A 26,970-nucleotide genomic window follows, 5' to 3' on the forward strand; every position below is an offset into this window, starting at 1 on the left:
CCGTCAGGGTAACCAGCCCGTGTCGGAAAAATCAGGGGAACGCTTCTCAAGAAAGGCATTGCGGCCTTCCAAGGCTTCCTCGGTTCGGTAGAAGAGATGGGTGGCATTGCCGGCCAACTCCTGCAGCCCGGCGAGGCCATCGGTTTCGGCATTGAAGGCAGCCTTGAGGCAACGAATGGCCGTGGGGCTGTGCTGCAGCACGTCCCGGGCCCAACGCACCCCCTCCGCCTCCAGCTGCTCCAACGGCACCACGGCATTAACGAGCCCCATCTCCAGGGCCTCCTTGGCGCCGTAGCGGCGGCAGAGAAACCAGATTTCACGGGCCTTGCGCTGGCCAACCACCCGCGCCAGGTAGCCCGCCCCAAAGCCACCGTCAAAACTTCCGACCTTGGGACCGGTCTGGCCGAACACAGCGTTGTCGGCGGCAAGGCTGAGGTCGCAAAGCAAATGCAGCACCTGGCCGCCACCCATGGCGTAGCCGGCCACCAGGGCAATCACCACCTTGGGCAAGCTGCGGATGATGCGCTGCAGATCCAGCACATTCAGGCGCGGCAGGCCGTCCTCGCCGACATAGCCGCCATCGCCGCGAACGCTCTGGTCGCCACCAGAACAGAAGGCATAGCCACCATCGGGGGCTGGGCCAACGCCGGTGAACAGCACCACACCGATGTCACGGTCATCCCGGATGCGCGTGAAGGCATCACATAGCTCCATCACCGTTTGCGGGCGGAAGGCGTTGCGCTTGGCGGGGCGGTTGATGGCCACACGCGCCAGGCCGTCTGCGCAACGGTCCACCAGGATGTCCTGATAGGTGCCCCACGGTGTCCATTGCGCGGTTGGCGCACCGGGGAGCACCTGACGCATGTCACTCATCGGGTTCAGGGCTCAGTGCGCTCATTCTGAGCAGCGGCGCGCAACTGCAGACGCAGGGCGGCATCATGACCACGGTCGCTGCACAACCGCAACAACACAGGCCGTTGCTGCGATAAGCCCCAGGCCAAGGTCTCCTGCAGATCATCCAGACAGGCCACCTGGCGACCAGGAACACCATGGGCCGCCGCCAGGGCCAGGGGATCCACCTGCTGGGGCATGGCGAACAGGCGTTCGAAGCCCGGTGTGTCGATCGGCAACTGCTGAAAAATCCCGCCGCCACCGTTGTCGATCAGCACCACAAGCAGTGGTGGAGCTGCAGCAGCGGACGACGCGTGCAGCCAACCGTTGCTGTCATGCAGCAAGGCCAGATCACCGGTCACCAGAGCCAACGGACCGAGATTTGCCGCCAGGCCCATGGCGAGCGACAAGGTACCGTCAATGCCCGAGGCGCCACGGAAGCTGAAGCAGCGGTGGCTGCCGCTTGCAGGACCGCCCCAGGTCAACCAATCGCGCACCGGAGAACTGGCGGCGAGCATCACCGGCAACCGCTCCGGCAGGAGCTGGGGAAGCCAGTAGGCCAGAGCGGGCTCGTTGACGGCGCCGCTCAAGGGCAGCTGGGCCTCGATCCACGGCGAGAGGTCGTCGGTGCCGACCGATGGCTTGCTCGCCAGATCACCAAGGGGCTGTTGGGCGATCCAGGCAGCCATCCCCCCCGACCACTGGCTGGCCTGCTGCAGGGGATCCAGAGGCCTCGACTCCCCCTCCGTAATCAACACTTGGGGGCCCTGGTGCCGCTGAAGCCAGGCCTCCAGCCGCCGGCTGGCGGGCATCGGGCCAAGCCGCAACACCTGAACATCCTGAGAAAGGTTCAGCCCATCCAGTTGCAGCTCCCAGTGCTCGATCCGATTGGGGCAATCGGCGGCAACGGCGGCGAGGGGATCGGCCAGCACAGGCCAACCGCTGAGGTTCAACCAACGGTGCAACGCTTGTTGATAGGCCGCCAAAGCGGGCGAAAGTCCGCGCCAGGGGCCGGCAATCACCACCCCCGGGCGCCCAGCATTGAGATGAGGGGCAGGCCCAATCTCGGGAGGAGGCTCAACGCAAGCCGTGGGTGGGCATGCTCCCGAGACGAGCTGGTGTTGCTGCTCGAGACTGGGGTGCAGTGGCTCATCGAAGGGAAGGTTGAGCTGCACCGGTCCCGGCGGCCCGCTGCCTGCACCCTGGGCTTGCTGCCAGGCCTGAACCGCCAGGGCGTTGAGGGCGTCGTTGGCTTGGGTGTGGACGCCGTCTGCCGCTCCACTGCAGAACCAGCGGCAGGCCGCGAGCAGGAAGGATTCCTGATTGACGGTCTGGTTGGCGCCGCAGTTTTTGAGCCGGGCGGGGCGATCCGCCGTGAGCAGCAGCAAGGGCTGACAGGAGCGGTCCGCCTCCACCGCCGCGGGCAGCAAGTTGGCCACCGCTGTGCCGGAGGTGGTGACCACCGCCACAGCACGACCATGGGCAGTGGCCATGCCGAGGGCCAGAAACGCGGCGGACCGCTCGTCAATGGCCGTGACCACCTGCAGCTTCGCCTGGGAGGTCAGCACTCCCGCCGCTGTTGCCAGGGGACCGGACCGGCTGCCAGGGCAAAGCACCAGCTGCTTCAGCCCCTGGAGGCACAGTGCCTCAAGCAGGGTGAGGGCAGCCTGCACATTGATGCGAGCGATGGTCAGGGCAGCAGGCCAGGCTGGTGTGATCTTCGGTCAACGATGACCCAACCCACGACACCCGCTCCAGGAGAAGACAACAAGGGCTTCTGGCGCAATCTGATTCTCTGGGCCCTGCTCGCGCTGCTGTTGCGCTGGATGGTGGTGGAACCGCGCTGGATTCCCTCCGGCTCGATGTTGCCCACCCTGCAGCTGCAGGACCGCATCCTGGTGGAGAAGGTGAGGCCCCGCCTGGCCCGCAGCCGCCACAGCCATCTGCACCGGGGCGATGTGGTGGTGTTCGCTCCGCCCGAGCAACTCGTGGCCGCTGGCTATGACGGATCCGCTGCGCTGATCAAACGGGTGGTGGGGCTGCCTGGCGATCAGCTGGACGTGCACGACGGCAAATTGTTCCGTAACGGCGAACCGGCTGCAGAACCCTGGTTGGCGGAACCGATCAACTACGCCATGGCCCCGATCACCGTGCCAGCCGATCAGCTGTGGGTGATGGGGGACAACCGCAATGCCAGCCTTGATTCCCACCTCTGGGGATCACTGCCTGAAACCAATGTTCTGGGCACGGCGGTGTGGCGGTATTGGCCGCTGCAGAGGTTCGGACCATTACGGATCACCGACAACGGGGATGGCGGTTGATGCCAAGGGCTTGCGTTAAAGTCAAATGCGTGATGTACATCACAATCAGATGTTTAACCCTGAGTTTTTGACAGCTGACAGCAGTGATGCTCATGCGGGAAATAGCCTGATCCAATACCTGCAGGAGCAGTCGCCGGACACCCTGCAGCGGGTCGCGAAATCAGCCAGTAACGATATTCAGGACATTATTCGCCACAATGTTCAGGGATTGTTGGGAATGCTCCCTGGCGAGCACTTTGAAGTGAAGGTGACAGCGAATCGCGACAACCTCGCCAACATGCTGGCCTCAGCGATGATGACCGGGTATTTCCTGCGCCAGATGGAACAGCGCAAGGAGCTCGAGGAAACCCTGTTCGCAGACGAACAGATGGCAATCGAGCCGGACGACGAACTCAAGCTTTGATCACGGGCTGAACGGGCACAACGCCGAGATCGAGCAAACGCTGATCAATGGATCCAAGAAACTCCCAGTTGTCTGAATTGGGAGCCCAATCCTGCTGTTGCAATGAGTCGAGCAGATGTTGCAGGGTTTCGGGCGCGAAGGTGACTGGCGCGCTGTAGTGAGCCGGAACCAGCCAGCGCAGCTCAGCCAGATTGCTCAGCTCATGCAACCAACTCAACAGAGCGTGCTGAGCTCTGGGCAAGACCAGCCGCTCGAGCACCGGGGCCACCTGCAGCCTGGGCGCTTCGCTGCCCATCAAGCCATCGGCAGCCGCCTGCCACCCCGGCATCCAGCGGAAGGGATAGAGGCCGAAGTGGGCCTTAAGGGAGCGAAGCCCGGGCTTGAAGGCATCCCGCAGCAACTCCGGCAGCGCCGGAACCTCCAGTGGTTCTGGTCTCAGATAAGAGGCAAACAGCACCAGCCTGGCCCAGCCACGGCGGCGGGCTGCTGCCGAATCCGTGAGCGGCTCATCTCCGCGTTCACGGGAATGGAACAACAACGGCGTTGGGTCGAGATCGAACAATGCCGGTGGTTCAGCACTGATGCCCACCAGGGCGTCTGTCACCAAAAGAGCCCCTGACGGGCGATGGAAACAGGAGACTTCCTGGAAGCGACCCACGCCAAGGTCGAGGGGTCCGAGGGACAACCACTCACAAACATCGCCATGGGGGAGGCCATCGTCGAACAAGACCTTGGTGCGGCCTGCCGGAACGCCCAGCCAGGCCAGAGGCAACTGCACCGGGAAGCTCCACTGGCCTGGACACACCCACACCTCCGCATCGGGGAAGGCGCGGGCCAAGGGGCCGAGGGGAAGCTTGTGCTCCAAACCGGAGGCGGTGGGCAGCACGATCGTGCGCACCGGACCGTGCTGTTGTTCGAGGCCGGCGATGGCTTGGAGAACCTCGCCGGTGGGCGGTAGGGGGTTCACCAACATCAAGCCACCAGGCACCTTGGCCACGGTGAGCCGCACCGGTACGGCCACGTAATACACCCCTTGCAGCTGCTCCAGGCTCCAGAGCTGGCCGGGGATCAGCTCACTGAACACCGTGCGACGACGGCCATAGGGGTAGAGCGGCAGCAGAGGCCACCATGGCCAGACCTGATCGTCTCGCGAGATACCCTCAGTTGCACTCAGATCTCCTGCCATGACTGGATTTAACTGTCTCGTGGTCTCAAGTTGTGCAACTGGGCACAACCTTGTGCGAGTGGCTTTAGGGACAAAACAGGGATAGGCTAGGCGTGCAAGCCACTCTGTCCCTGTATGACAGCAGCCACTGGGCTTCGCCGCAACAGCGCAAGGCTGAAGGGCCTAGCCAAGTATCTCCGCACCAAGCACTCTGACCGCTTCGGTCTGTCACTGCGACGCAAGACGAGGCCCAGTGGAGAGGAGTTGATCTACCTGACCTTCAACTCCAGGCCTGACGGAAGTGGTGACCAGAAGTGGCTGAAGTTGAACGCGTCATACCAAGACGGGGATGTCGTGATCTCAACTGCCGTCGACACGGCACTCGCAGAGTTCGACAACAACCTCAAAAAGAATGCGGGTGGCCCCGTGGGCAGCTCGCTGGGGGTTTACCAACGACAAGCCTTAGGACGCATCGAAAGCTCAGGGAACTCTGAGAAACACGCTTCGCGACGTGTGAAATGGCTTAAGTCCTGCGTTCAGTGGCTGTCAGAGAACAACGGAAGGGCCACAAGCAGAGACGACCTTCTGCGTTGGATCCAGAGCTGGCCGGCCGAAGCTCGAAGTCGGCGGGATGCGATCTCTGCAGCGTGTCTTTTGTTCGACATCGCTACCGATGGGAAACGACTCAATCCCGGCCGAGAAAACGGCTATCAAGAACCCGCTGCAGGACAGGGGAAGCCAGTCGACCCTGCCGAAATAGAGCGAGTCATCCTGGGCCTTTGGAAGCGTTCTGAAAACTCAGAGCTCGCTCATGCTTGCGCTTGGATCACGAGCTGGGTCGCCCTTACGGGTGCCAGAGGAGCCATGGTGATGGCCTCTGAGTTGTTGTGGAAAGAACCTGGTCAAATTGAAGTTGCTGTTGGGAGCTACGTGCGCTGTCGGGACAGCAAGCGAGGCAGAAACCGACCAGCGAACCTTTGTCCGTCCTGGAGGGGCTTGCTGGAGAGCGTCGGAATTGAACGACTGCAACGACCACCAGTAAGGCTTCGTAAAGCCGCTAGTCCTTGGGACGACAAACCCACCCTTGAACAGCAACGAAAAACTGAACAAGAACTTGGAGCCTTACATGGATGGCTCTGGCGGGAATTATCTGATGAGAAGGGCCTCAAGGCAGACCGAGAACTTATTGGACTGCGCACACTGCGACACAACGCTGCACGACGTCTCCTCGAGGTAAAGCAGTTGGACCTACTGCAAATCGCCGGACTGCTCTCTACATCAGAAGAGATGCTGAGGCGCACCTATGCCGACCATCACCGGTTCCGCTCGCACGAAATCATTCGAGAAGTCTTCGGATAAGGGTTTACATGGGTCAGGCGCCTGCCCTTGCTCAATCCAGATCGCCGGTCTGCACCTTCTGCCGAATCGCGCGCAGCAGCTCACGAATCCACTCCAAGTTGGTCGACACTCCACCGCTGTGGCGTTCGCGCCGTGCTTCGAAGAACAAACAACAGCGCAGCTCGGTGAGCGTGGAAGGTGTTCCGCGGTTCGCTAAATCGGCACAGGGCTCAAACCCGCCCATCACCTCATAGCCGTTGATGGTGTGGGCGAAACGCTCCCAACCCCAAAGCTCTGCCTCGGGATCAGGAATGCTCTCCAGCAACAACTGCTCGTTCGGGATCAAGTGCAGTGGCATGCCCAATCCAGAAGAGATGACCTGAGCTTCGGTGGTGATGGCAACAAGGTCATCCCTCAGTTGAGGGATGAAACTCTCATCAAAGTCCCCACAAATGGGGGAGGCAAACCCAAGTCACTGCAGGCACACTGAGAGGACGGACGAAGGAGCAGTGACCGACTCAGGAACCCTTAACGACAACGTCGAAGACAGCGGTGCACTCGATGCCCTGTTGGCATCAGTACGGGCCGACGAAGCTCCCGCCACAAAGAAAAAAGGACGCAAGAAGAAAGAGGCACCCGCCAAGGACTTCAAGGCAGTGCTCTGGGCATCAGCGGACAAACTCCGTGCCCAGATGGATGCCGCTGAATACAAGCATCTGGTCCTGGGTCTGATCTTCCTGAAATACATCTCCGACACCTTCGTGGAACAGCAGCAGAAGGTGCTGGCGACGGTGAGCAACCCAGAGTCCGACTACTACCTGGGCGATGACCCAGCAGATCACCAGGAAGCACTGGAAGATCGGGACTACTACACCCAGGAGAACGTGTTCTGGGTGCCTGCTGATGCTCGCTGGGAATCCCTGAGGAACCAGGCAAAGCAACCCGACATCGGGCAATTAATAGACAGGGCACTGGTTGCCATAGAAAACGAGAACCCCACGCTTCGGGGGAAGTTGGACAAGCGGTTCGGTGCTGCCCAACTGGAACCAGGGCGGATGGGTGAACTGGTGGACCTCATCTCCACCATTGGGTTTGGCGAAGGGAAGAAGTCAGGCGATGTCCTGGGTGAGGTCTACGAGTATTTCCTTGGTCAGTTCGCCAGTGCTGAAGGCAAGAAGGGCGGTCAGTTCTATACGCCTGCCCATGTGGTGAAGACCCTGGTTGCCGTGCTGGCGCCTCATAAGGGTCGGGTTTATGACCCCTGCTGTGGATCGGGCGGCATGTTCGTCCAAAGCGAGCGGTTCGTCGAAAGTCACGGCGGGCGACGTGACGACATCTCCATTTATGGGCAGGAGAGCAATCCCACGACCTGGCGGTTGGCAGCGATGAACCTGGCGATCCGTGGGTTTGCTGCTGACCTCGGTCAGGAACCTGCTGACACCTTTGCCCGTGATCAGCACCCCGACCAGAAGTTCGACTACATCCTTGCCAACCCTCCGTTCAACATTTCGGACTGGGGCGGGGAGAAATACGACAGTGATCCCCGCTGGACCTTTGGGCGTCCTCCTGCTGGGAATGCCAACTACGCCTGGTTACAGCACATGCTTTGGAAACTTCGCCCTGGCGGGGAAGCAGGTGTGGTGCTCGCCAATGGATCGATGAGTTCCAACCAAAGCGGTGAAGGGCAGATCCGTGAGGCGATGGTTCGTGGTGATGCCGTGGAGGTGATGGTGGCGTTGCCTGGGCAGTTGTTCCTCAACACTCAGATCCCTGTCTGCCTTTGGTTCCTCACCAACGACAAGACCCAACGTGGTCGAGATAGGCGAGGAGAGACCTTGTTCATCGATGCCCGTCAGATGGGTTCGATGGTCAGTCGGGTAGAGCGAGTGCTCACCGATGAGGACATCGCCAAGGTTGCTGACACGGTTCATGCCTGGCGTGCTGATGGAGATGTCGAGACCTCTTATGAAGATGTTTCTGGGTTCTGCTACTCCGCCAAGTTCGACGAGATCGAGAAGAACAGTTTTGTGTTGACTCCTGGTCGTTATGTAGGAGCAGCAGATCTAGAAGAGGACGATGAACCCTTTGATCAGAAGATGAAGCGTTTGACTGCTCTGCTCAAGCAGCAGCAGGAAGAAGGGGCGAGGTTAGACCTACAAATCATGAAAAATTTGGAGGCAATTCTAAATAATGGATAGTCAATGGAGGGCGGTCAAAGTCAGCGATGTAGCTAAATTGATTTATAGATATCCATCGTTTTATGGATTCAATAGACCGCCCAGTGGTATACCTGTCATCAGAGGTGAGCATCTTATCGAAAACGGTGAAATTTGCTCTGACCCAAAGGAATACTGGTTTGTTAGTAAAGAGGATTCGGATAATTTCCCAAAAACGATTCTAGAGAAACATGACATCGTAATGGCGGTTCGTGGCACGGTAGGCAAGTTTTCCAGGGTGAGAAAGTCGCATGCGGGATATCAGATTTCACCCAATACCATCCGAATATCTCCCGATCCTGAGAAAATAGATCCTTCGTATATGTTCTTTGCCTTGCAGCACAGGCATGTTTCAAGTTTTCTGCTTGGGTCTGTTGCTACATCTGCGGTCCCAGGGATTCGCGCTAAAGATATTAACGAAGCGCCTTTGCTTCTTCCGTCAATGAAGGAGCAAGTATTAATAGCCGATTTTCTCTCCCTCATATATGACAAAATTAAACTTCTCAAAGAGGCAAATGAAGCGCTTGACGCTGTAGCGAAAGTTCTTTTCAAGTCCTGGTTTATGGACTTTGACCCTGTAAGGGCAAAGGTAGAAGGGCGACCGACTGGATTGCCTGATGAGATCAATGAGTTGTTCCCCGATTCATTTGAGGAGTCGGAACTGGGAGAGATTCCGAATGGGTGGAGCGTTGCATCAATAAAAGATCAGTCCTCTTATCTCTCCAGGGGAATCTCACCCAAATACTGTGAGAGCGATGAGGGTGTAGTGGTCCTGAATCAGAAATGCATTAGAGGTGGTGCTATCGATTTCTCTAAGTCACGAAGGCACGATCCTGCCAAAAAGAAAATAGCAGGAAGGGAAATTTCAAGGTTTGACTGCCTAGTTAATTCAACAGGAGTTGGGACCCTTGGTCGAGTAGCAATTGTCCCAGAGTTGACATTCGGTGATGTCATTGTTGATTCACATGTCACGGTTGTGAGGGGGAGAAGTGAGCATTCAACCTTCTACTTGACCAATACTCTTTTAAACCGCCAACTAGAAATAGAGGCGCTGGGAGAAGGTTCTACTGGTCAAACTGAATTGTCCAGGGCGGTTCTTGGCGAAATGGCAATAGTTGTGCCTCCAGAAGGCCTTTTAAATGCCTTCTACTCCTCGACTGTTTGCCTCTTTGAGAAAAGATGGTTAAACGAAGCGACATCAGTGACTCTTTCTTCGCTTAGGGATGCCCTCTTGCCCCGCCTCATCTCAGGTGAACTAAGAGTTCCAGATGCCGAGAAGATGCTGGAGGAGGTCGGTATCTGATGGCATTCATCTCAGAAGACGATCTGGAGCAGATGTCCCTGGAGTGGTTCCAGGAGATCGGATACACCTTTATCCATGGACCACTGCTTGCTCCTGACGGAGAGACCCCAGAGCGGGATGACTTCCGCCAGGTGGTGCTTACTGGTCGACTTCGTTCGGCACTGACGAAACTCAACCCAGGAGTGCCAGCAGCAACCATAGAGTCGGCAGTGCTCCAACTGGCGAACCCCAATACTCCTGGTCTGCTGCCATCCAATCGTCAGTTCCATCGCTGGATGACGACGGGTCTGCCCATCACCTACATGGATGGAAACCAAGAGATCGGCATCCGCCTCAAGGTGATTGGGTTTGACGACCCCAAATCCAACGACTGGTTGGTGGTCAACCAATTGGCGATCCAGGGTCTGAAACACAACCGACGCCCTGACGTTGTCGTCTACCTGAACGGTCTCCCCGTAGCAGTCCTGGAACTTAAAAACCCTGCCGACGAGAAGGCAGACATCTGGGCAGCGTTCAACCAACTCCAGACCTACAAGGACAACATCCCAGACCTGTTCACCTCCAACGTGCTGATGGTGATCAGTGATGGCACCTATGCCCGTGCGGGATCGCTATCCGCCTCAAAGGAACGCTTCCAGCAGTGGCGGGTGATCGACGCCGAGCAGGACCTGGATCCACTTGGCAAGTTCCGTGAACTGGAGACCTTGATCCGTGGTCTCTTCGATCAGAAGCGCCTGCTCGACTTCATCCGCTACTTCTGCCTGTTTGAGGACGACGGCAAGATCATCAAGAAGATCGCTGCCTACCACCAGTTCCATGCCGTTCGGGCAGCAGTGGAGCGGGTGGCAGAAGCAAGCAAACCAGGCGGCGACCGAAAGGGTGGAGTGGTCTGGCACACCCAGGGCGCTGGCAAAAGCATTGAGATGGCGTGTCTGGCGGGCAAGTTGCTCACCGACCAACGCCTTCAGAATCCAACCCTGGTGATGGTCACTGACCGTCAAGACCTCGATGGGCAGTTGTTTGGGGTCTTCGCTGGAGCAGGGGATCTCCTTGGCGAGAACCCTCAGCAGGCAGACAGCAGGCAAGAACTACGGGATCTACTCGCCAACCGACCCAGTGGCGGAATCATCTTCACCACGATCCAGAAGTTCGGCACCGAAGAGGGTGAGGACAAGTTCCCAACCTTGAGTGACCGCCACAACATCGTGGTCATCTGTGACGAGGCACACAGGACCCAATACGGATTCAAGGGGCGCCTCGACAGCAAAACAGGCGAGATCAAATACGGACTGGCAAAGGCACTACGGGATGCTCTGCCCGAGGCAACCTTCCTTGCCTTCACGGGAACACCCATCTCTCAAGACGACCGTGACACCCAGGCAGTCTTTGGGCATTACGTCTCCGTCTACGACATCCAGCAGGCAGTCGAAGACGGTGCCACGGTGCCGATCTACTACGAGTCCCGACTGGCGAAGTTGGGATTGAAGGAGAGCGTCCTCTCTGGCGTCGACGACCAAGTGGATGAACTCTTTAGCGATGAGGACGACATCCCTGCTGCTGAGCGAGCAAAGAGTCGTTGGGCAGCGTTGGAGGCGCTGGTGGGTGCTGAACCTCGCCTGAAGCAGGTGGCAGCAGATCTGGTCTCTCATTACGAGCAGAGATCCAAGACCCAACCAGGCAAGGCAATGGTTGTGGCGATGAGTCGGGACATCTGTGCCCGTCTCTATGACGCCATCGTTGCTCTACGCCCTGATTGGCACGACACCGATACGAGCAAAGGTGCCATCAAGGTCGTGATGACGGCATCGGCATCAGACGAGCAGCACCTCCAACCTCACCACACCAGTAAGCAGCAAAAGAAAGATCTGGAGAAGCGGTTCAAGGACCCTGCCGATCCCTTGAAGATCGTGATCGTCAGGGACATGTGGTTAACGGGATTCGATGCCCCGTGTATGGCGACCATGTATGTCGACAAACCGATGAAAGGGGCGAACCTTGCTCAGGCAATCGCCCGTGTGAACAGGGTTTTCAAGGACAAACCAGGCGGTCTGATCGTCGATTACATCGGCATCGCTCCTCAACTGAAGGAAGCACTGGCGACCTACACAGCAGCAAAGGGCAAGGGCAAACCAACACTCGACACCAGCGAGGCAGTTCGGATCCTGAGGGAGCAACTCCAGATCGCCAAGGACATCCTTCACCCAGTGGATTGGAGCGGGTTCAGGGAGAAGGGCAAAGCACTTGAACTGATCTCCAACTGCCTCGACCACATCCTTGGCATTGCTGATGGCAAGCAGCGTTTCTGTGACACCGTTCTGAAGGTCACCAAGGCATTCGCCCTCTGTGGCACCACTGAAGAGGCGATGGCGGTCTCCGAAGAGGTGGCGTTCCTTCAGGCAGTAAGAGCACCCCTGATCAAGGGTGATGGCAGCGGGTCAGGTGACCCCATCGATGTGAACTACAAACTCCAGCAACTGCTGTCTGAGTCGCTGGTGGCAGAGGGCGTCATGGATGTCTTCAAGGTTGCTGGTCTGAAGAATCCCGACATCAGCATCATGTCGGACCAGTTCCTGGCAGAGGTTGCCAAGATTCCCCAGAAGAACCTGGCGGTGGAACTGCTCCAGCGCCTGATCAAGGACGAACTGAAGACCAAGTTCAAGACCAACGTCGTCAAGCAGAAGCGGTTCAGCGAACTGCTGACGGCATCGCTGAACAAATACTCAAACCGTGCTGTCGAGGCGGCACAGGTGATCGCTGAACTGATCGAGATGGCGAAGAAGTTCCGTGAGGAACTAGAACGTGGCGTTGCCCTTGGTCTGACTGATGCCGAACAGTCCTTCTACGACGCTTTGGCAGACAACCCGTCAGCACAGGAACTGATGAAGGAAGACGTGCTGGCGACCATGGCAAGGGAATTGGCGGAGATGCTCAGACGTGACGCCACCATCGACTGGCAGTTCAAGGAAAACGTCAGGGCGAAACTCCGCCTGAAGATCAAGACGCTGCTCAAGCGATATAAATACCCGCCTGATCAGCAGGTCACTGCCATTGATTTGGTGCTCCAGCAGGCAGAGACCTTGGGAGAAGAGCTAGTGGAGGCGGCATGAGGAACTACTACAGAGTGATGCTGGGCAGAGGAAACATGTATGCCGATGTCTGTCGACAGCGGGGGTTTATCGGCGCTGGGTTCGACATCAAGCAAGACCTGAGCAACTCTCTCCCTGAAAATTGGCGTGAGTTCAACCAGAAATTCATCCCGATCTTTCTGGAGGTGAATCCGAGTAAGAGCAAGATCGCAGCAGGTCTCAGTTGTGGTGCTCTCCACACGATCTCAAAGGGGATACAGGTAGGCGACATCGTGTTGTCCCCAAACAGGCAGGGGCGTTATTTCGTCGGTGAAGTGACGGGTGAATACCGCTTCGTCGCTGGTAGCGACCAACCGCATCAACGGGCTGTCGCCTGGCATGAGGAACTCGTTGATCGATCCGACATGAGCGAATCGCTGCGGAACTCGGCAGGGTCGATCGGAACCGTCAGCAACATCTCCAAATACAGAGAGGAGCTAGAGCAACTGATCAAGGATGAGGCGAAGACCCAAGCACTCGTTAGTCAGGACCCGACGGTTGAGGATGCCACCGTCTTCGCTCTGGAGAAGCACCTTGAGGACTTTCTAGTTGCCAACTGGTCCAGCACTCCTCTTGGGAATACTCATGATCTCTATGAAACGGAAGAATCGAGTGGGCAGCAGTTCCCTACGGATACAGGTCCGATCGACCTACTCGCCATCAGCAAGGACAAGCAGGAGTTGCTTGTTGTCGAACTGAAGAAGGGACGTGCCAGCGATGCGGTGGTCGGACAGATCCAGCGATATATGGGTTATGTCAAAGAAGACGTTGCTGAAGACCACCAGCGGGTACGAGGCGTGATCATCGCTTTGGACGATGACAAGCGGATCAGAAGAGCACTACAGGTTGCTCAAGGCATCGATTTCTATCGGTACGAGGTCAAGTTCGACCTGATCAAAAGTTAATAGTCACGCCCCGGCCTGAATCTCTCGCACCACCTCATCAATCTGATCGCTCACATCAATCTCATTGCTTTGCCCGGCCAGCTCAGCGAACCGCCGGCCCTGCGGCAACAAACGGCTCTGCGCTGAACCCACCGCGGCATTGAAGCTCTTGTTCAAGCGAGTGATGTCTCTGCCTATGTCGTTGAACTTGTCGATGAAGGTGAAAAAGCGCTTGTGCAGCTCAACCGCTTGCGCCTGAATCTCGTCGATGTTTTTGGCGATCTCCGCCTGCTGGATCGTCATCGCCAATCCCTTGAGGATCGCCAACAGGCTGGTGGGGAAAGTGAGGATGATGTTCTTGCTGAAGGCGTACTCCAGCAGCTGCGGGTCCCGCTCCAAGGCCATCGATAGGGCACCTTCCACCGGGATGAACAGCACCACCCCATCCACCACTTGGCCCAGGGCGCTGAGCTTTCCGGCGTAATCCTTCTTGCTCAGCAGATCGATGTGGCTGCGCACCTTCTTCAAGTGCTCATTGAGGGCTGCGTCCCGCTGAGCTTGATCAGTGGCCTGCAGTGCATCGAGATAGCTCTCGATCGGTGCCTTGGAATCCACGATCAAGCGGCGTGAGCCGGGGATCGTGATTACACAGTCCGGCCGGTAAGCACCCTCATCGGTACCAACATGCACCTGCTCGTCGAAGTCGCAGTAGGCGATCAAGCCCACAAACTCCAGAATCCGGCGCAGGTTCACCTCACCCCACTGGCCCTTCACATTCGGGGAACGCAGCGCGGAGGTGAGCTGCTGGGCTGCACCTTGCACGTCTTCGCTGCGCTGGCGCAGATCGCGGGTGGTTTCCGCCAGCACCGTGAGCTTGGCGTTGGAATCCTTCTGCAACGCCTCCACCTGCTGGCGCAACTGCAGCACCTCCTTGGCGAACGGCTCACTCACCGTTTCCTTGGTGCTCTTGAGCAAGGCTTCGCGGGAGCCATCCAGCATCTGACCGCTCAATGAGCGGAACTGGGTGAGCAGATCCGTGCGGGCCTGCTCGAGGAACTGGGTTTGGCTCTCCTGGCTGCGCAGCTTCTCGGCCACCTCCGCCATGGTTGCCGTGAGCTTTTCTTTCTCACGCCGCAGCTGATCCATCGCTGCCAGTGCGGTGTCATGGCCGGCCTTGAGTGCATCCCGCTCCTGGCTCACGCCCTCCAGTTGCGTGCGGCTCACTGCCGCCTGTTCGCTGGCCTGTTGGACCTGCTGCTGTGCCGCCCGAAGTTCTGAGCCTTGCGCTTCCAGTTGCTGGCTGAATTGCGCCAAGCCCTGGTCGGCCTTCAGGAGCCGTTCTTCCAGTAGCCGGATCTCACCGGTGCCATCACCGCTTCTATTGCGACCAAACACCCGGCTGAGGATGAAGCCAGCAATCAACCCGGCCAGCACGCCGGTGATGAACAGAAGAGTGGGAGCCATCGCGCACCTAAACCATTCTCCTCAGGTTGCATCGATGGGCTGACAGTCGGGTCCCTCGTCTGGGGGAGAAAGAATGAAAATCTCCTGAGAAATAAATGCAACGAAGAAGATATCCCTCACCTGAAGGCTGCAGTCATTGAAAAGGGGCTGTGTAAGCCACTCGTGGCACTTAGTACAACAAAGATCTTGACCTTTTGATCCCTTTCTCGCCACAGGGGCTGTCAGAGAAGGCCAAGAGTCATCAAGACTGCTTCTTGATTCCAGAGAAATTCACCACGAGGAGCAAGTGGATTGATCTTGCGGCGATGAATACCTTCTTGCAAAAGCCCTTGGCGAAGCATATTTCCAAGAGTATTTCGATGAACTCCGAGACAAGAGGCCAACTCCCGAGTTCGCAACCAAGTAACAGGTGCGTCTTGCATCAAAACCAGACAACTAAGACAAGTTACTAGGCCTTGTCAGTGCAGACCCAACAGGCACCAGACCACAAGCGCAGGGATACAAATCACCACATCTGGTGCTAGACGCCAACCAAAACACCACGGGTTGTGTCGACCCATACGTTGTCGAGGTAAACACCACTGAGGACGTTTTCTTATGGATTTTCATCCACAAGGATTCAACAACCCTGCCTTTGGAGGGCGGAACGTAAGCCATCCGAACCTGACAAAACACGTGCAATCAAGAAATCCTCGTGTTGAAGGTGGAAGGCTTACAAGACCGGGTACGCGCGAAATGCGTCGCGCGGCAGAGCGCTTCCACAAGAAGCAGTCAAAAAAGAATAAATAACAATAGGGGCTTATGCCCCTTTTTCATGAACACGAGAAGTCCTGTAAATGCAGCGAAACTATCTCATTCAATAAGACAAGAGCTTATGTGCCTGGAACGATACTGCACAAATAGAATACAAATACAAAGATCACACCTGTTAAGACCAACCTGATGAGCATGAATTCACTCCACTCACTACTGACGAAGAACATCAACCCTGAAGTCAGCTGATTCCCATTACTTTCTTCAACATCGCCACGAGCTCCTTCTTGCTGAAGCTCTCCAATGGAGGAGGAGGTGCATGGACACCCTGAGCCTCTAGGGCCTTGCACAACTCAGGCTTTTTAAATTTTGAATAGCCCTTGATCCCGTGCTGCTTACACAACCGCTTCAGCGTGACGACAGTCTGCTGCTTGAAGCTTCCGCGACCAAGAAGAGCCTTCAAATCATTCCGGCCAAGCAAAGCAGCCTCTGATTCTCCAGCTGGAACAGATACTGCTTTCAACTCGTGATCAAGCTCACGCAGAGCCCTTGCATCTGATTCAGCTACTGCCTTGAGGTTTGCCCTGAGGGCATCAGCGATTTGTCCCATTAGTTCTCTCGTCGAGCTGCGCTTGGATTGTTTGCTGCTTATCGACGATCACCTGTAGTTGCTGCTTCGTCGAGGTCCACCTATTGATGAATCTGATCACGGCCTTGATCAGACGCCCGATGAAACCAGCACCTTGCATCGAACGACGACCCATCTGATAGGCACCGAATTCATTCACCAGGTCGTCACCGGCATCTTCCAGTTCACCCACCACATTGGTGACGATCTCCAGCATCTCGTAGGCCTCTTGGCGAACCGAGGCTTCCCGTGCAGCAATCTCTCTCAACTTCGCCTCAAGTTGCTGCATGGCGGCTCGGTTGCGGTCCGCCCTACCTCGGTACTGGCCTCGACTCACCATCAACCCCCTATAGCTCTTGCGAAGCTCTAGGTAGACAGCATCGAGCTCTTCACGTTCCAGGGAAGTGGGCTCAGCAGGAAATCGTCCTGTCGGTGGGAACGAAGTGGTCATAAGGCTCCCGAGTTACTACAGCAAGCATGAACCAACAAAAGGGCGTTTGGATCACCCACTCAGGGGATCTTCAGGGAACGGTTCAACTCGGAAGTTGGTCCAGCAGCTCAGCCACCCCCAGTGCTGTTGCCTCAGTGTTCATGGATATATCCATGGCCTTGCAACTTGCAGACAGAGCTGAGGAGAGCTCACGACCTTGAAGTGACAAGCCTTGGTGCTGATGTTGAAGAAGACTCCAACGCACAAAATCCATTAGTTCATCCGCCAGTTGCCCAAGACGACGCGAACGATCGAGCTGAAGGTCGCGGAACTCTCGCAAGTTCTTTTCATGACGATGAAGAACATCTGCAGTGCTCTGCGACCCCATCGTTTTCAGTATTTCTGCGTCGTACACGTCCAAGCGTGTCTGCCAATCCCAGCGATCGGCTCGACGACGCAAGGTTGATATGGAAGAGCCTGTGGCAACCGCAGTCTCCCTGTAAAGCCTGCCGGGTCCAGCATCGCGGTGAACGAGAAGCTGAGCGAAAGAATCGGCAGGCTCCCCTGGAAGTTGCTCGAAAGTAGGCATCGTTGTTTGAACTAGATGATTCAGGCTTCCAACGGGAACCAACAGGAGTCATCGAGCGTCACTGAGAACGTTTATGGACAAGCCTCTTCAAGTTGGCGAGGTGCTCACTGTTGGCCTTCTTGTACCACCAACGCTTCTGAGGCGATCCATATCTCTGCAACAACTCAGTGATGGCAGATGAGATAGAGGCGCAGGTGAGGCCTTCTTCTTCTGCACGTTTAAGTGCTGCCACTGCGCGCATAGACGCATCTTCTGATCGCTTCTTATTCGCTGCCTCCTTCCAGCTGCCCTCATAACAAGGATCGAAGACAGCAGCTTTTTTACAAGCAGAACGACCTGGTCGCTCCTTACGAAGAATCTCCTCAACGTGTCCGCAGTGGTCATAAAAACCAGGACAAGCCACCAACAGCTCACAGACCTCATCAGCTATGAGATCGGCCTCTGCGTGTTGACTGCGCGCAACCATCAAGGCGGCGAGCTGGAGTTGCTGAGTTTGGCCACGACCAGTCCAGCCAACCTTGAGCAGGTACTTGGCATCCTCCACGCTGATCGGTGAGAAATCAGACTTGTTAGGGGGCTCCCCCAACAGCCCCTCACCCTTAACCGCGGAAACTACTGGCGACGCGAAACGCCGTGAGAAAGGGACAACCCAATTGAGTGGAACAAACTTGAGATCACCATCGGCACGCTCCTGAACCCAGTTGTAAGGACCACAATCTGGCTCCCTATGGCTGATCAACCTGGATTCAACGAGCTGGTTGTACGGAGCAGCCTCCTCCCAGTGAGCTCGAAATGCTCCTGGCTCCTCGACGATCCCGAATCCTTCAACACAAACGCCATTCCCTTGACCTGTGCAGGGCATACGGATCGCCCTGTAATCACTGTCACGAGCCTTGTCGTTGGGAAAGACCTCCAGAACACCTCCCGATAGCTGCAGAAGTTCGGGTTCTTGGAAGGCGTAGGACTCAGCATCCAAACCAGATTCAATGCCGGGCGTTAACAGTGCCCTTTTCATGGTTAGGGCAGCATCAAAAGTCTTAACCGGCTGAGACAGCGGAAACCAGAGATGGATACCGCCACTGAAGCTGGAGCGAATTTGCAGCGGGCGATTCAGTCCCATCAAGCGGCATCTCTCAAGCAGCGTCTCGAGGGAACCCTCACCACGATCTGGATGGTGAGGAGATCGATGTTGATCAACGTCCAAGACAAGCCAGTTGGTTGTCTTGTTCGGACGGATTGCCAAGTACTGCGGCTGACCACCAGCCAGACCAAGGTGTTGAGCCAGAAGAGAGGCTGTTAACCAGCCAGATCGCGTGGTCTTTCCCCCGCTGTTTTCGACCACGTAGCCATATCCAGGGCTTAAGACCCTCAGGAACCACTCCTCAAGCCGTTCACGCTTGAATCCCATAGGCCAGGAGCAAGGGTCATAACGACGGATCAGAGCCCCGCCTCTTCAAACTACCCAGCCTCGTCATCCCCATTTGAAGGGCGTTCAGTTGCATATAACTGTCCCCAGTTGCACAAAAAATGAGGGACAACTCAAAGACAAGCCCCTCAGAACTGTTCCTGCAACTCGGAGCCAAGTGGCAGTAGCCCGAGGGCCCGTTTTGGTACTTGACCGAGATGCCCTCAGTTGCCCTGAGATCGGCGTTCATGAAGGCAAGAATTGTCGCGAGTTCCCTGTACGTGGAACTATCGGCCAAAACTCGGCTCAAGTTGCTCTACTTGAAAGCCAGAGACAATTTGAGCGAAGGAATTCTCAGGCAACTCACCCACGGAAGAAGGACCAATAGCACTGAGCTGCCAGTAGAGCTACTGCTTGCTCTGAAAAGACACGTGCAGATCGATAGCCATCGAACGCGTGCATATCTCGGACTAATAATTTTGCCTCGCGATTAGGCAGCCATCAATAGGTTGCCAATAATGAGGTTCCGCCGACTCCGTTCCATGCAATCGCTTGACCAACGTATGCAGCGTGTTGTTGTCCGGCGTCAGGAACTGGCACAGCGATGGGATGCTCTGCGGAACAACGATCTGCTCCAGCTGCTGGTCGTGACGTTGCCAAATCTGTTGCGGGCAGAGCGGTGCGGAGTGTTTGTGCTCGATCCCGATACCGATGAGCTGTGGCTAGAGGCCGGCACGAAAGTTGTGCAACGACAGATCTGTGCTGACCTTGAGGGTTCGATGGTGGGTGAGTGCGTCATCACCGGCAGCTGTGTCAACCGCTCAGGGCTGGAGATTTTGGAGGGAGCACACCAAAAAGCGGGTGAAGCTCTTTCTTACAAGGTGTCCACCGCGATCACCGTGCCAATCCACGGAGATGCGTTGGAGGTTGTCGGAGCGCTTCAAGTTTTGAACCGCATCGATGGACAGCCCTTTTCTGCTGCTGACCAAACCCAACTGGAAGCGGTGGCCAATGCAATCCAGCCATCGGTGCAGGTCATGTACGCAAGTCGGGCCCTGCAGCAGCGATCGCTCAAGCTTGATCACACCATCGAAGTGCTGCGTGATCGCCTCGAGGCGCTGCGTCCTGGCCACAGTTTCCGCACCTTTGAACCAGCACTGCTGGCCCATGAAGAAGGCTTCTTGCATCACCGCTGGAATGGCCGTTGCTATCCACCATTCATCGACTATCGAGCTACCGAGCACCTCACAAAGACTTGGGACACTCAGCCGAATGACGTGCTTCTAGCCACCCATCAGAAAGTTGGTACCCATCTGGCGAAAAAATATCTGGTGGAACTGGTGCGAGCCAATGTTGACCTGCCCGGCAGACATCCGATGGTGGATGGTGATATCGGGCATGGAGCGATGCCCTGGCCTGAGGTTCTGTTGTCCCAAGAGACCCCCGCCGATTGGCAAAGGTTCCAGGCAGCCACCTCGGATTGCCCACGGCTTTGGTATCTGCACTGCGCCGTTGACGATTTGCCATGCCGACGCATTCATCCTCAAACGCGTTTCGTTGTGGCCATTCGCGATCCACGAGCCGCGCTGGTTTCCCAGTACTTTTTCTGGGTGCGCCACCCACTTCTGCAAGTGGATCCCGAACTCGAACTGGATCGTTTCGCTGAGCTGTTTGTGCAGGGAGATCTCTACTTCGGTAGTTATTTCCGTCATATCCGCGGTTGGTTAACACCCGAACCCCGACTGCAGGCATCCCAGATTTGCGCGCTTCGTTATGAGGACATGGTTGAGCGCAAAGCTGAAACCGTTGAGCAGCTTCAGCAGTTCCTTTTCCCTTCAGCGACTTTGGAACCAGAGCGGGCTGCAGCAATTGCAGCTGGGACCGAGTTTCAGGCCATGAAACAAGGCATTACGGCGAATCCAGGCAGTTTTCATCTCAATCCCAAGCTGTATTTTCGAGCGGGAACCACAGACAATTGGCGTCAGCATCTGTCGCATCGAGCCGAGGCGTTGGTGGCGAAGGCCGCTCGGGAGCAGTGGGCAGGAATGGAGACGCATCCTCTGCTGGCAGGCTATCTCGAGGAGCTTGCTGATCTTTAGTGTTGGAGTCCTTTTGCTCAGACGCTGGAACGGTTTGGTGCATCAGGTTGCTGATCCGGTGCTGCCATTGCGAACGCTTCCAAGCTTTGACAATGCCTATGCAGGGCCACAAGCCGCTCAAACGGGCTGAGATCCAGCCCCAGGCGCATCACCGCGTCGAGCTGAGGAACCACGCAGGCGTCGGCCATTGTGGGTGAGGAATCGAGGCAAAAGGGTCCAGAAAACGACGCCAGCCAGGTGTTGAGGTCGTTGAGTGCATGGAGCTGATGCTGTCGAATGCCCGCCTGGAGGGCAGGCTCCAGTGGCGTGGCAGCCGTTTGACCGCCCGCCTCGATGATGGGTTTGCGCAAACGTGCCGGGAGGAGCAGCGGTTGCATTGAACTGTTGATTTGTTCAGCAATCGCACGGCAGATTCGTCGTTCGCGATGCGTGGTCGGCAGCAGGGAGTGCCCCTGTTCGGGGAAGGTCTCTTCCAGCGTCTCGAGGATGGCCAGTGTTTGAACCCAAGGCTCGCCATCAACCACCAGGGTTGGCAGCTCAGCTCGGGGATTGATGGCCCGGTACCAATCGCGATGTTGCTCGCCTCGATCCAAGGAGACAGGGGTGTAACTGAATGGCAGCTTTTTCAGTCGCAAACCGATCTGCAGACGTTGGGAGGCGCTAGAGCGCCAGCATCCATACAGCTCTAGGGATGGCATCAGGGAGATCGACGTTTCTAGTTCAAGATGACGCTTCTTAGCCCTTTGTCCCCGTCGTCTCTCGAACGAGCCAACCGAGTCCTACATCACGGTGGACTAGGCGCTGAGCAAAAGAATCGAATGTGCTCGGGAAAGAGAGCGAGTTAAACAACCCAGCCGACTTCTCCTCCTGCCGCTTGACTCGATCACAAAGCAATACCCAGGATTCAAGATCCTCAAGAACCATTTCCCAAGCGGTTCACGCTTGATTCCGATGAGACGGGAGCGGGAGCCACAGCGACGGATCAAAAGCCGACGCTTCAATGGATCCAGCTTCGTCACGCCCATTGGTTCCCTTTGGGAGATCGAGCCATTGCCCATCGTTCCGCAAAGTTGCACAAAATTCCAGGGACAACTCAGAGACAAGACCCCGAGACCTATTCCCGCAACTGATAGCTAAGTGGCAGCAGAGGCCAGAAACCCCAGCGCTGATCAGCAGGATTCACACCAGCTCCAGCCACCACACTCCCCATCAATGCAGTGATTCTGCACAAACAGGATCACCTCCGGAAATCACTCCCAGCAAGGATTCATGGAGCCGAGACCCCTGGCAGCTCAACTGGGTGATTTTGAAATCACAGCGAACTGACCGGCGTTACGCGCAATCTCCGACTCGATCTCGTCCGGTGTTGCATACGGAGGGCCAAAGAAAGCAGGCCTAGAAAAAGGCACGGTGAGGCCGGTACTGAAGGACGGACGCTGGTGGAGCATCTCGATCCAGGCAAGCAGATGACTCATCTCCGAGATATCGACATTGGCCCAATAGGCACTAGCGCAGTAGGGGAAACAGGCGACATCGACGAGTGTGCAGCGCTGGCCGAGCACAAAAGGGCCGCCCGATGACGCGAGCTGGTCGTCGAGCATGTGCAAACAACGTTCCGCTTCCGCAATGAAGCGACCAATGGCGAAGGGATCGTTGTGGCCGCGAACCTTGGCGATTCGCTGAAAGTACATGGCTTGCCCCATCGAAGGCCCGAGGGCGCTGACCTGCCAATGGAGCCATTGCTTCGTCTGCAGGTGCAGCTGCAGGTCCTCATCGGCAGGAGGCAGCAAAGGGCTCGCGAAGCGAGCTGCGCTGTACTCCAAGATGGCTCCCGACTCGGCGACTGTTACTCCGCGCGCACGATCAATCAGTGCCGGAATCCGACCGTTTGGGTTGATGGAAAGAAAACGTTCACTGCGCTGTTCACTCTTCTCAAAGTCCACCAGTGCCCAGTCATAGGGCACACCCATTTCTTCAAACAGGATGGGGAGCTTCCAGCCGTTTTGAGTGGCATAGATCAGACAGCAGATTTCACTATGCGCTGAAGGCGACCACGCTGCGTCAAGTGTCACCTGCCGGGCGAGCCTTGATGTTTGGCTCATGTCATCACCTCTCTCATTTCTGCATCCCTGATCAACGCTAGGGAGCTGATCCGATCGTTCAACTGAGTGCGCTAATCCTGAACTCAGATCAAATCAACCAAGCATTCTCTGGCTGTAGGCACCATGCCGAAGCCAATCTTGGCGCTCATCTCTGATGGTCGTCCAGCTGCCCTTCATTCAACCCAGTTGCACAAAATTCCGGGGAAAACTCAGGGACAAGCCCTTCAAATCCATTACAACGTCTGGGCCTAAAGAGGCAGCAGCGGCCAGAAACCCCAGCGCTGATCAGCAGGATTCACACCAGCTCCAGCCACCACGCTCCCCATCAATGCAGTGATTCTGCAGAGGAATGGATCAAGCCAGGGTCAAACCACCCACTACGGCGCAGAACAGCACCACCCGCCACGCCGGTTGCCGCCAGCACACCAACAACACAAACGCCACCAACGCCAGGCTGAACTCAGCGCCTCCGCGGATGCCTGTCTGCCATACGGGCTGAAACAACGCCGCCAGCAGGATGCCCACCACCGAAGCATTGATGCCCAGCAGGGCTCGACGCATCGGAGTCAAACGGCCCAGGTCACTCCAGAAGGGCAAGAGCCCACCAACCAACAAGAACGAGGGAAAAAAGAGGGCAAAAAGCGCCATCACAGAACCGGCAATGCCCTGAAGTCCAGGCTGCAGATCAAAACCAAGAAAAGCCGCGAAACTGAACATCGGCCCCGGCACCGCCTGGGCAGCGCCATAGCCCGCCAGAAACTGCTGCAGGTCGATCCAGCCGTTGGGAACCAAGGCTTGCTCCAGCAAGGGGAGCACCACATGACCACCGCCAAACACCAAGGCACCGGTGCGCAGGAAACCACTGAGCTGCTGAACCAACAGCGGTCTGGCCTCAGCAGACAACCAGGGCAGAGCCACGAACAGCAGCACAGCGAAACCAAGCAAAATCACCGCCACCGAACGGCGCAGCGGAACCACGAGACGTTCCGGTGCCGATGGCTCCAGCTCAGGTGGGGTCAGCGCGCACCAACCCACCAATCCGCCAAGCAGCAGTGTCAACAGCTGAGCCCAGACGCGAGGCACCAACAGCACCAGCACAGCAGCCGCCACCAACAGGCTGGCCCGCTGCCGATCGGGAGCCAGCTTGCGCTGCAGGCCCAGAACGGCCTGGGCCACCACGGCCACAGCCGCCACCATCAAGCCATGCACCCAACCCCCATCGATCAAACGGGGATGGGCTGATAGCAGCGACGCCGCCAGCACCATCAACACAGCAGAGGGCAACGTGAACCCTGCCCAGGCCGCCAGGCCGCCAAGCCAACCGGCCCGGATCAGCCCCAGACCCATGCCCACCTGGGAACTCGAAGGGCCTGGCAACAGCTGACAGAGACCAACGAGATCGGCGTAGGCCGCAGCGGTGATCCAACGCTCCCGCTGCACAAACCTCTCGTGGAAGTAACCGAGGTGCGCCACGGGGCCACCGAAGGAGGTCAACCCCAACACGAAGAACTGAACGAACACCTGCAGCGGAGCGGGCATCACGCTGCTCCTCTCAGGCGGGGAACAGGCGTCGGTTCCGGTTGGCCATCGCCACCAGCGACAGCATCACCGGAACCTCCACCAGCACGCCAACAACCGTGGCCAAGGCAGCCCCGGAGTTCAAACCGAACAGGCTGATGGCCACCGCAACTGCCAACTCAAAAAAGTTGGACGCGCCGATCATGGCCCCGGGTGCCGCAATCGATCGTGGCTGCCCTGCTGAGCGCATCCAGAACGCTGTGATCCAGAAGATCAGATAGGTCTGGAGGATTAAAGGGATGGCAATCAAAACGATGGCCAGCGGATTGGCCAGGATCGCCTGGGCCTGCACCATGAACAGCAGCAACACGGTGGCGATCAACGCGCCAATCGACAGGGGCTTGAGCCGCGTCTCCAACCGCTCAATCCGGCGAGTGCTGCGCAGGCTCAGCCGCGTGAACCATCCGGCCACCAGGGGGACCACGACGAACAGCCCCACTGCCGTAAGCATCGTGTCCCAAGGCACCAACACATCCGAAACCCCCAGCAGAAGCGCCGCAATCGGAGCGAAGGCGAAGACCATGATCAGGTCGTTCAACGCCACCTGCACCAGGGTGTAGTTGGGATCGCCGTCGCTGAGACGACTCCACACGAACACCATCGCCGTGCAGGGCGCGACGCCAAGAAGAATCATCCCCGCCACATACTCCTGGCCGATGGCTGCCGGGATCCAGGCGGAAAAAACGCCACGGATGAACAGCCAGGCAAGAGCCGTCATGGTGAAGGGCTTGATCAGCCAGTTCACGACGGCTGTCACCAAAAGCCCCCGCGGCTGCAGGCGAATCGCTCCGATGGAGGAGAAGTCAACCGCCAGCATCATCGGGAAAATCATTCCCCAGATCAGCACCGCGATCGGCAGGTTGATCCCCGCAGCCTCTAGGCCCGCAATGCTTACCGCCGCATCAGGGAACCAAGCGCCAAGGCCAACTCCCACCACAATTACCAGACCAATCCAGACGGAGAGATAGCGCTCGAACAGACCCATTAATCCATCAAGAAATCTTGATGCGATAACACTACGTCCAACAGGTTCCGGTCACAAAAGGATGTGTTCTGGAATACATGAACAACTGCCTTAAATAGCGACAAAGCCACCAGCCAAAACAAGAGCGAGCTGGATTAGGCCAAAAAATGTTGGATTACAAATCTGCCTGCCTCACGCTGCTTGTTGTACTTGCGGCGATCAACACAGTGATCAACCTTCGAGCTCACCGGAGGCGCTGAGGGAGAGCATCAATTTGCCCACACTCTTCATCGAACAGAGCCATGAACCCATCAAGGGATGCTGATGCGATGAGCCAGGAGAGACAGGCTCCGATCACAGGAAGCCACAGGTTATGAATGCAATAAGATCAGACCAAGAAATTTAAAAATTAGCAAGCGATAAGCAAGCCTCTACTAGTCCTTATCCATTTGTTAATCGTCAGCGCCAGATGAAGGCTAGATTTTCTTAGCAAGTGCTCTGGAGAACAAGGCAATGAAAGAGCTATTAAGTATCCAGCAATTATCGGTTTCATTTGGAGAAAACAATTTCGCAGTCCGAGATATCAATTTCTCGCTCCAAGATGGAGAATTTGTTGTTCTTCTGGGCTCCTCCGGGGCTGGAAAATCAACGCTGCTGCGCTCCCTGAATGGGTTGGTTCAGCCCTGTTCGGGAAGCATCCGATCACGCCACCACGGAGAGATCAGCGCGAGCACCAACCGGCAGCTCCGCGCCCACCGTCGGGACACGGCCATGGTGTTCCAGCAGCACCAGCTGATTGACCGCTTGTCCGTGCTCGACAACGTGCTGATGGGGCGCTTGGGATACCACTCCTTCCTGCGTTCACTGCTTCCACTGCCGGAGAGCGATCGCCAAAAAGCCCTCTCAGCCCTGGAGCGCGTGGGTTTGATCGATAAAGCACTGGCCCGCGTAAAAGACCTCAGCGGCGGCCAGCAGCAACGCGTCGGCATCGCACGGGCTCTGGTTCAGGAACCCCGTCTGATTCTTGCGGACGAGCCGATCGCCAGCCTGGACCCGGAAAGTTCAGTGCAGATTCTTTCACTGTTGAAAGACATCTGCCAGCGGGACCGAATTGCTGTTCTGGTGAGCCTTCACCAGGTGGAATTCGCACGCCAGTTTGCTGATCGAATCATTGGCATGGCCGCTGGTCGCATCATTTGCGACCAACACTCGGTGACGCTGGAAGAAAGCGAAATTCACGCCCTGTATCGCCACAAGCTCGAGGCAGCGGTCACCTAATCATCCGCCGTCTCGACTTCAGGCTTGCTCTTCA

The 26,970-nt window shown here is 57.0% G+C and carries 22 protein-coding genes; 9 read left to right on the forward strand and 13 right to left on the reverse strand.

The annotated features are described in order from the left end of the window. Window positions 1-3: 3 nt before the first annotated feature. Together menB and menD are read right to left on the reverse strand one after the other, a co-directional pair. Window positions 4-873, reverse strand: a complete 870-nt coding sequence (menB, locus tag KR52_RS10115) for a 1,4-dihydroxy-2-naphthoyl-CoA synthase (RefSeq protein ID WP_038555456.1) — start codon at window positions 871-873, stop codon at window positions 4-6. Window positions 874-878: 5 nt separating this feature from the next. Further along, on the reverse strand, window positions 879-2,564 hold the full coding sequence (gene menD, locus KR52_RS10120; protein WP_051834328.1) for a 2-succinyl-5-enolpyruvyl-6-hydroxy-3-cyclohexene-1-carboxylic-acid synthase: 1,686 nt from the start codon (window positions 2,562-2,564) through the stop codon (window positions 879-881). Window positions 2,565-2,621: 57 nt separating this feature from the next. On the opposite strand from menD, the gene lepB reads away from it, so the two are divergent. Further along, on the forward strand, window positions 2,622-3,212 hold the full coding sequence (lepB, locus tag KR52_RS10125; protein WP_038555459.1) for a signal peptidase I: 591 nt from the start codon (window positions 2,622-2,624) through the stop codon (window positions 3,210-3,212). Window positions 3,213-3,261: 49 nt separating this feature from the next. Further along, on the forward strand, window positions 3,262-3,615 hold the full coding sequence (locus tag KR52_RS10130) for a DUF760 domain-containing protein (protein WP_038557215.1): 354 nt from the start codon (window positions 3,262-3,264) through the stop codon (window positions 3,613-3,615). On the opposite strand, the gene KR52_RS10135 is transcribed toward KR52_RS10130, so the two are convergent. Continuing rightward, entirely contained in the window at window positions 3,605-4,801 is a 1,197-nt protein-coding gene (locus tag KR52_RS10135; protein ID WP_038555461.1) for a DUF4336 domain-containing protein, read from the reverse strand. The genes KR52_RS10130 and KR52_RS10135 overlap by 11 nt on opposite strands. Window positions 4,802-5,044: 243 nt before the next feature. On the opposite strand from KR52_RS10135, the gene KR52_RS10140 reads away from it, so the two are divergent. Further along, entirely contained in the window at window positions 5,045-6,139 is a 1,095-nt protein-coding gene (locus KR52_RS10140) for a hypothetical protein (RefSeq protein WP_253912376.1), read from the forward strand. Window positions 6,140-6,170: 31 nt separating this feature from the next. On the opposite strand, the gene KR52_RS10145 is transcribed toward KR52_RS10140, so the two are convergent. Continuing rightward, window positions 6,171-6,476 (reverse strand): hypothetical protein, encoded by a 306-nt coding sequence (locus tag KR52_RS10145; protein WP_038555466.1) that lies wholly within the window; start codon window positions 6,474-6,476, stop codon window positions 6,171-6,173. A gap of 151 nt (window positions 6,477-6,627) precedes the next feature. Here KR52_RS10145 and KR52_RS10150 point away from each other — a divergent pair, with 151 nt between their 5' ends. Genes KR52_RS10150 through KR52_RS10165 form a run of 4 tightly spaced genes read left to right on the forward strand, consistent with a single transcriptional unit; the run spans window position 6,628 to window position 13,667 of the window. Further along, window positions 6,628-8,316, forward strand: a complete 1,689-nt coding sequence (locus KR52_RS10150; protein ID WP_253912377.1) for a class I SAM-dependent DNA methyltransferase — start codon at window positions 6,628-6,630, stop codon at window positions 8,314-8,316. Then, entirely contained in the window at window positions 8,309-9,637 is a 1,329-nt protein-coding gene (locus KR52_RS13295; protein WP_051834329.1) for a restriction endonuclease subunit S, read from the forward strand. Before KR52_RS10150 ends, KR52_RS13295 begins: the two co-directional genes overlap by 8 nt. Further along, on the forward strand, window positions 9,637-12,744 hold the full coding sequence (locus KR52_RS10160; RefSeq protein WP_173402220.1) for a type I restriction endonuclease subunit R: 3,108 nt from the start codon (window positions 9,637-9,639) through the stop codon (window positions 12,742-12,744). Before KR52_RS13295 ends, KR52_RS10160 begins: the two co-directional genes overlap by 1 nt. After that, a complete protein-coding gene (locus tag KR52_RS10165) occupies window positions 12,741-13,667 on the forward strand; it encodes an endonuclease NucS domain-containing protein (RefSeq protein WP_038555468.1) in 927 nt (308 codons plus the stop codon). Before KR52_RS10160 ends, KR52_RS10165 begins: the two co-directional genes overlap by 4 nt. A 3-nt stretch (window positions 13,668-13,670) precedes the next feature. Here the strand turns inward: KR52_RS10165 and rmuC are convergent, their stop codons facing one another. From rmuC to KR52_RS10195, 5 genes are all read right to left on the reverse strand, one after another. Continuing rightward, window positions 13,671-15,110: a DNA recombination protein RmuC gene (gene rmuC, locus KR52_RS10170; protein ID WP_038555471.1), complete on the reverse strand. Its 1,440-nt coding sequence runs from the start codon at window positions 15,108-15,110 to the stop codon at window positions 13,671-13,673. A 994-nt stretch (window positions 15,111-16,104) separates the two neighbouring features. Next, entirely contained in the window at window positions 16,105-16,473 is a 369-nt protein-coding gene (locus KR52_RS10180) for a hypothetical protein (protein ID WP_038555476.1), read from the reverse strand. Continuing rightward, a complete protein-coding gene (locus KR52_RS10185; protein WP_038555478.1) occupies window positions 16,457-16,942 on the reverse strand; it encodes a hypothetical protein in 486 nt (161 codons plus the stop codon). The genes KR52_RS10180 and KR52_RS10185 overlap by 17 nt, the downstream gene beginning before the upstream one ends. 82 nt (window positions 16,943-17,024) lie before the next feature. Beyond that, window positions 17,025-17,552: a hypothetical protein gene (locus tag KR52_RS10190; RefSeq protein WP_156957704.1), complete on the reverse strand. Its 528-nt coding sequence runs from the start codon at window positions 17,550-17,552 to the stop codon at window positions 17,025-17,027. Between the two features lie 16 nt (window positions 17,553-17,568). Continuing rightward, complete coding sequence (locus tag KR52_RS10195) at window positions 17,569-18,918, reverse strand: hypothetical protein (RefSeq protein WP_156957705.1); 1,350 nt, start codon at window positions 18,916-18,918, stop codon at window positions 17,569-17,571. A gap of 560 nt (window positions 18,919-19,478) precedes the next feature. Here KR52_RS10195 and KR52_RS10210 point away from each other — a divergent pair. Next, complete coding sequence (locus KR52_RS10210; protein ID WP_253912378.1) at window positions 19,479-21,014, forward strand: sulfotransferase domain-containing protein; 1,536 nt, start codon at window positions 19,479-19,481, stop codon at window positions 21,012-21,014. Between the two features lie 17 nt (window positions 21,015-21,031). Here KR52_RS10210 and KR52_RS10215 read toward each other — a convergent pair whose 3' ends face one another. The 4 genes from KR52_RS10215 to arsB form a co-directional block, all read right to left on the reverse strand. Then, the gene (locus tag KR52_RS10215) at window positions 21,032-21,712 is read right to left on the reverse strand and encodes a glutathione S-transferase N-terminal domain-containing protein (protein ID WP_038555494.1); all 681 of its coding nucleotides are present in this window, start codon (window positions 21,710-21,712) and stop codon (window positions 21,032-21,034) included. A 594-nt stretch (window positions 21,713-22,306) separates the two neighbouring features. Next, complete coding sequence (locus tag KR52_RS10225; RefSeq protein WP_051834330.1) at window positions 22,307-23,116, reverse strand: glutathione S-transferase family protein; 810 nt, start codon at window positions 23,114-23,116, stop codon at window positions 22,307-22,309. Between the two features lie 354 nt (window positions 23,117-23,470). Next, window positions 23,471-24,655, reverse strand: a complete 1,185-nt coding sequence (gene chrA, locus KR52_RS10230; protein WP_038555499.1) for a chromate efflux transporter — start codon at window positions 24,653-24,655, stop codon at window positions 23,471-23,473. A gap of 13 nt (window positions 24,656-24,668) precedes the next feature. After that, window positions 24,669-25,679: an ACR3 family arsenite efflux transporter gene (gene arsB / locus KR52_RS10235; protein ID WP_038555502.1), complete on the reverse strand. Its 1,011-nt coding sequence runs from the start codon at window positions 25,677-25,679 to the stop codon at window positions 24,669-24,671. Between the two features lie 492 nt (window positions 25,680-26,171). Between arsB and phnC the strand changes: the two genes are divergently transcribed. Next, entirely contained in the window at window positions 26,172-26,936 is a 765-nt protein-coding gene (phnC, locus tag KR52_RS10240; RefSeq protein ID WP_038555505.1) for a phosphonate ABC transporter ATP-binding protein, read from the forward strand. Window positions 26,937-26,970: the final 34 nt, after the last annotated feature.

This window comes from Synechococcus sp. KORDI-52 (genome assembly GCF_000737595.1).
Taxonomy (GTDB): domain Bacteria; phylum Cyanobacteriota; class Cyanobacteriia; order PCC-6307; family Cyanobiaceae; genus Parasynechococcus.

What these genes read in the sequence shown, in the direction of transcription:
- KR52_RS10160 (WP_173402220.1), top strand. Translation starts at nt 9,637, where the DNA reads ATGGCATTCATCTCAGAAGACGATCTGGAGCAGATGTCCCTGGAGTGG.
- KR52_RS10180 (WP_038555476.1), bottom strand. Translation starts at nt 16,473, where the DNA reads ATGGGACAAATCGCTGATGCCCTCAGGGCAAACCTCAAGGCAGTAGCT.
- arsB (WP_038555502.1), bottom strand. Translation starts at nt 25,679, where the DNA reads ATGGGTCTGTTCGAGCGCTATCTCTCCGTCTGGATTGGTCTGGTAATT.
- KR52_RS10225 (WP_051834330.1), bottom strand. Translation starts at nt 23,116, where the DNA reads ATGAGCCAAACATCAAGGCTCGCCCGGCAGGTGACACTTGACGCAGCG.
- KR52_RS10215 (WP_038555494.1), bottom strand. Translation starts at nt 21,712, where the DNA reads ATGCCATCCCTAGAGCTGTATGGATGCTGGCGCTCTAGCGCCTCCCAA.
- lepB (WP_038555459.1), top strand. Translation starts at nt 2,622, where the DNA reads ATGACCCAACCCACGACACCCGCTCCAGGAGAAGACAACAAGGGCTTC.
- KR52_RS13295 (WP_051834329.1), top strand. Translation starts at nt 8,309, where the DNA reads ATGGATAGTCAATGGAGGGCGGTCAAAGTCAGCGATGTAGCTAAATTG.
- KR52_RS10185 (WP_038555478.1), bottom strand. Translation starts at nt 16,942, where the DNA reads ATGACCACTTCGTTCCCACCGACAGGACGATTTCCTGCTGAGCCCACT.
- KR52_RS10145 (WP_038555466.1), bottom strand. Translation starts at nt 6,476, where the DNA reads ATGCCACTGCACTTGATCCCGAACGAGCAGTTGTTGCTGGAGAGCATT.
- KR52_RS10130 (WP_038557215.1), top strand. Translation starts at nt 3,262, where the DNA reads ATGTTTAACCCTGAGTTTTTGACAGCTGACAGCAGTGATGCTCATGCG.
- KR52_RS10210 (WP_253912378.1), top strand. Translation starts at nt 19,479, where the DNA reads ATGCAGCGTGTTGTTGTCCGGCGTCAGGAACTGGCACAGCGATGGGAT.
- chrA (WP_038555499.1), bottom strand. Translation starts at nt 24,655, where the DNA reads ATGCCCGCTCCGCTGCAGGTGTTCGTTCAGTTCTTCGTGTTGGGGTTG.
- rmuC (WP_038555471.1), bottom strand. Translation starts at nt 15,110, where the DNA reads ATGGCTCCCACTCTTCTGTTCATCACCGGCGTGCTGGCCGGGTTGATT.
- KR52_RS10165 (WP_038555468.1), top strand. Translation starts at nt 12,741, where the DNA reads ATGAGGAACTACTACAGAGTGATGCTGGGCAGAGGAAACATGTATGCC.
- phnC (WP_038555505.1), top strand. Translation starts at nt 26,172, where the DNA reads ATGAAAGAGCTATTAAGTATCCAGCAATTATCGGTTTCATTTGGAGAA.
- KR52_RS10195 (WP_156957705.1), bottom strand. Translation starts at nt 18,918, where the DNA reads ATGGGATTCAAGCGTGAACGGCTTGAGGAGTGGTTCCTGAGGGTCTTA.
- menB (WP_038555456.1), bottom strand. Translation starts at nt 873, where the DNA reads ATGAGTGACATGCGTCAGGTGCTCCCCGGTGCGCCAACCGCGCAATGG.
- KR52_RS10135 (WP_038555461.1), bottom strand. Translation starts at nt 4,801, where the DNA reads ATGGCAGGAGATCTGAGTGCAACTGAGGGTATCTCGCGAGACGATCAG.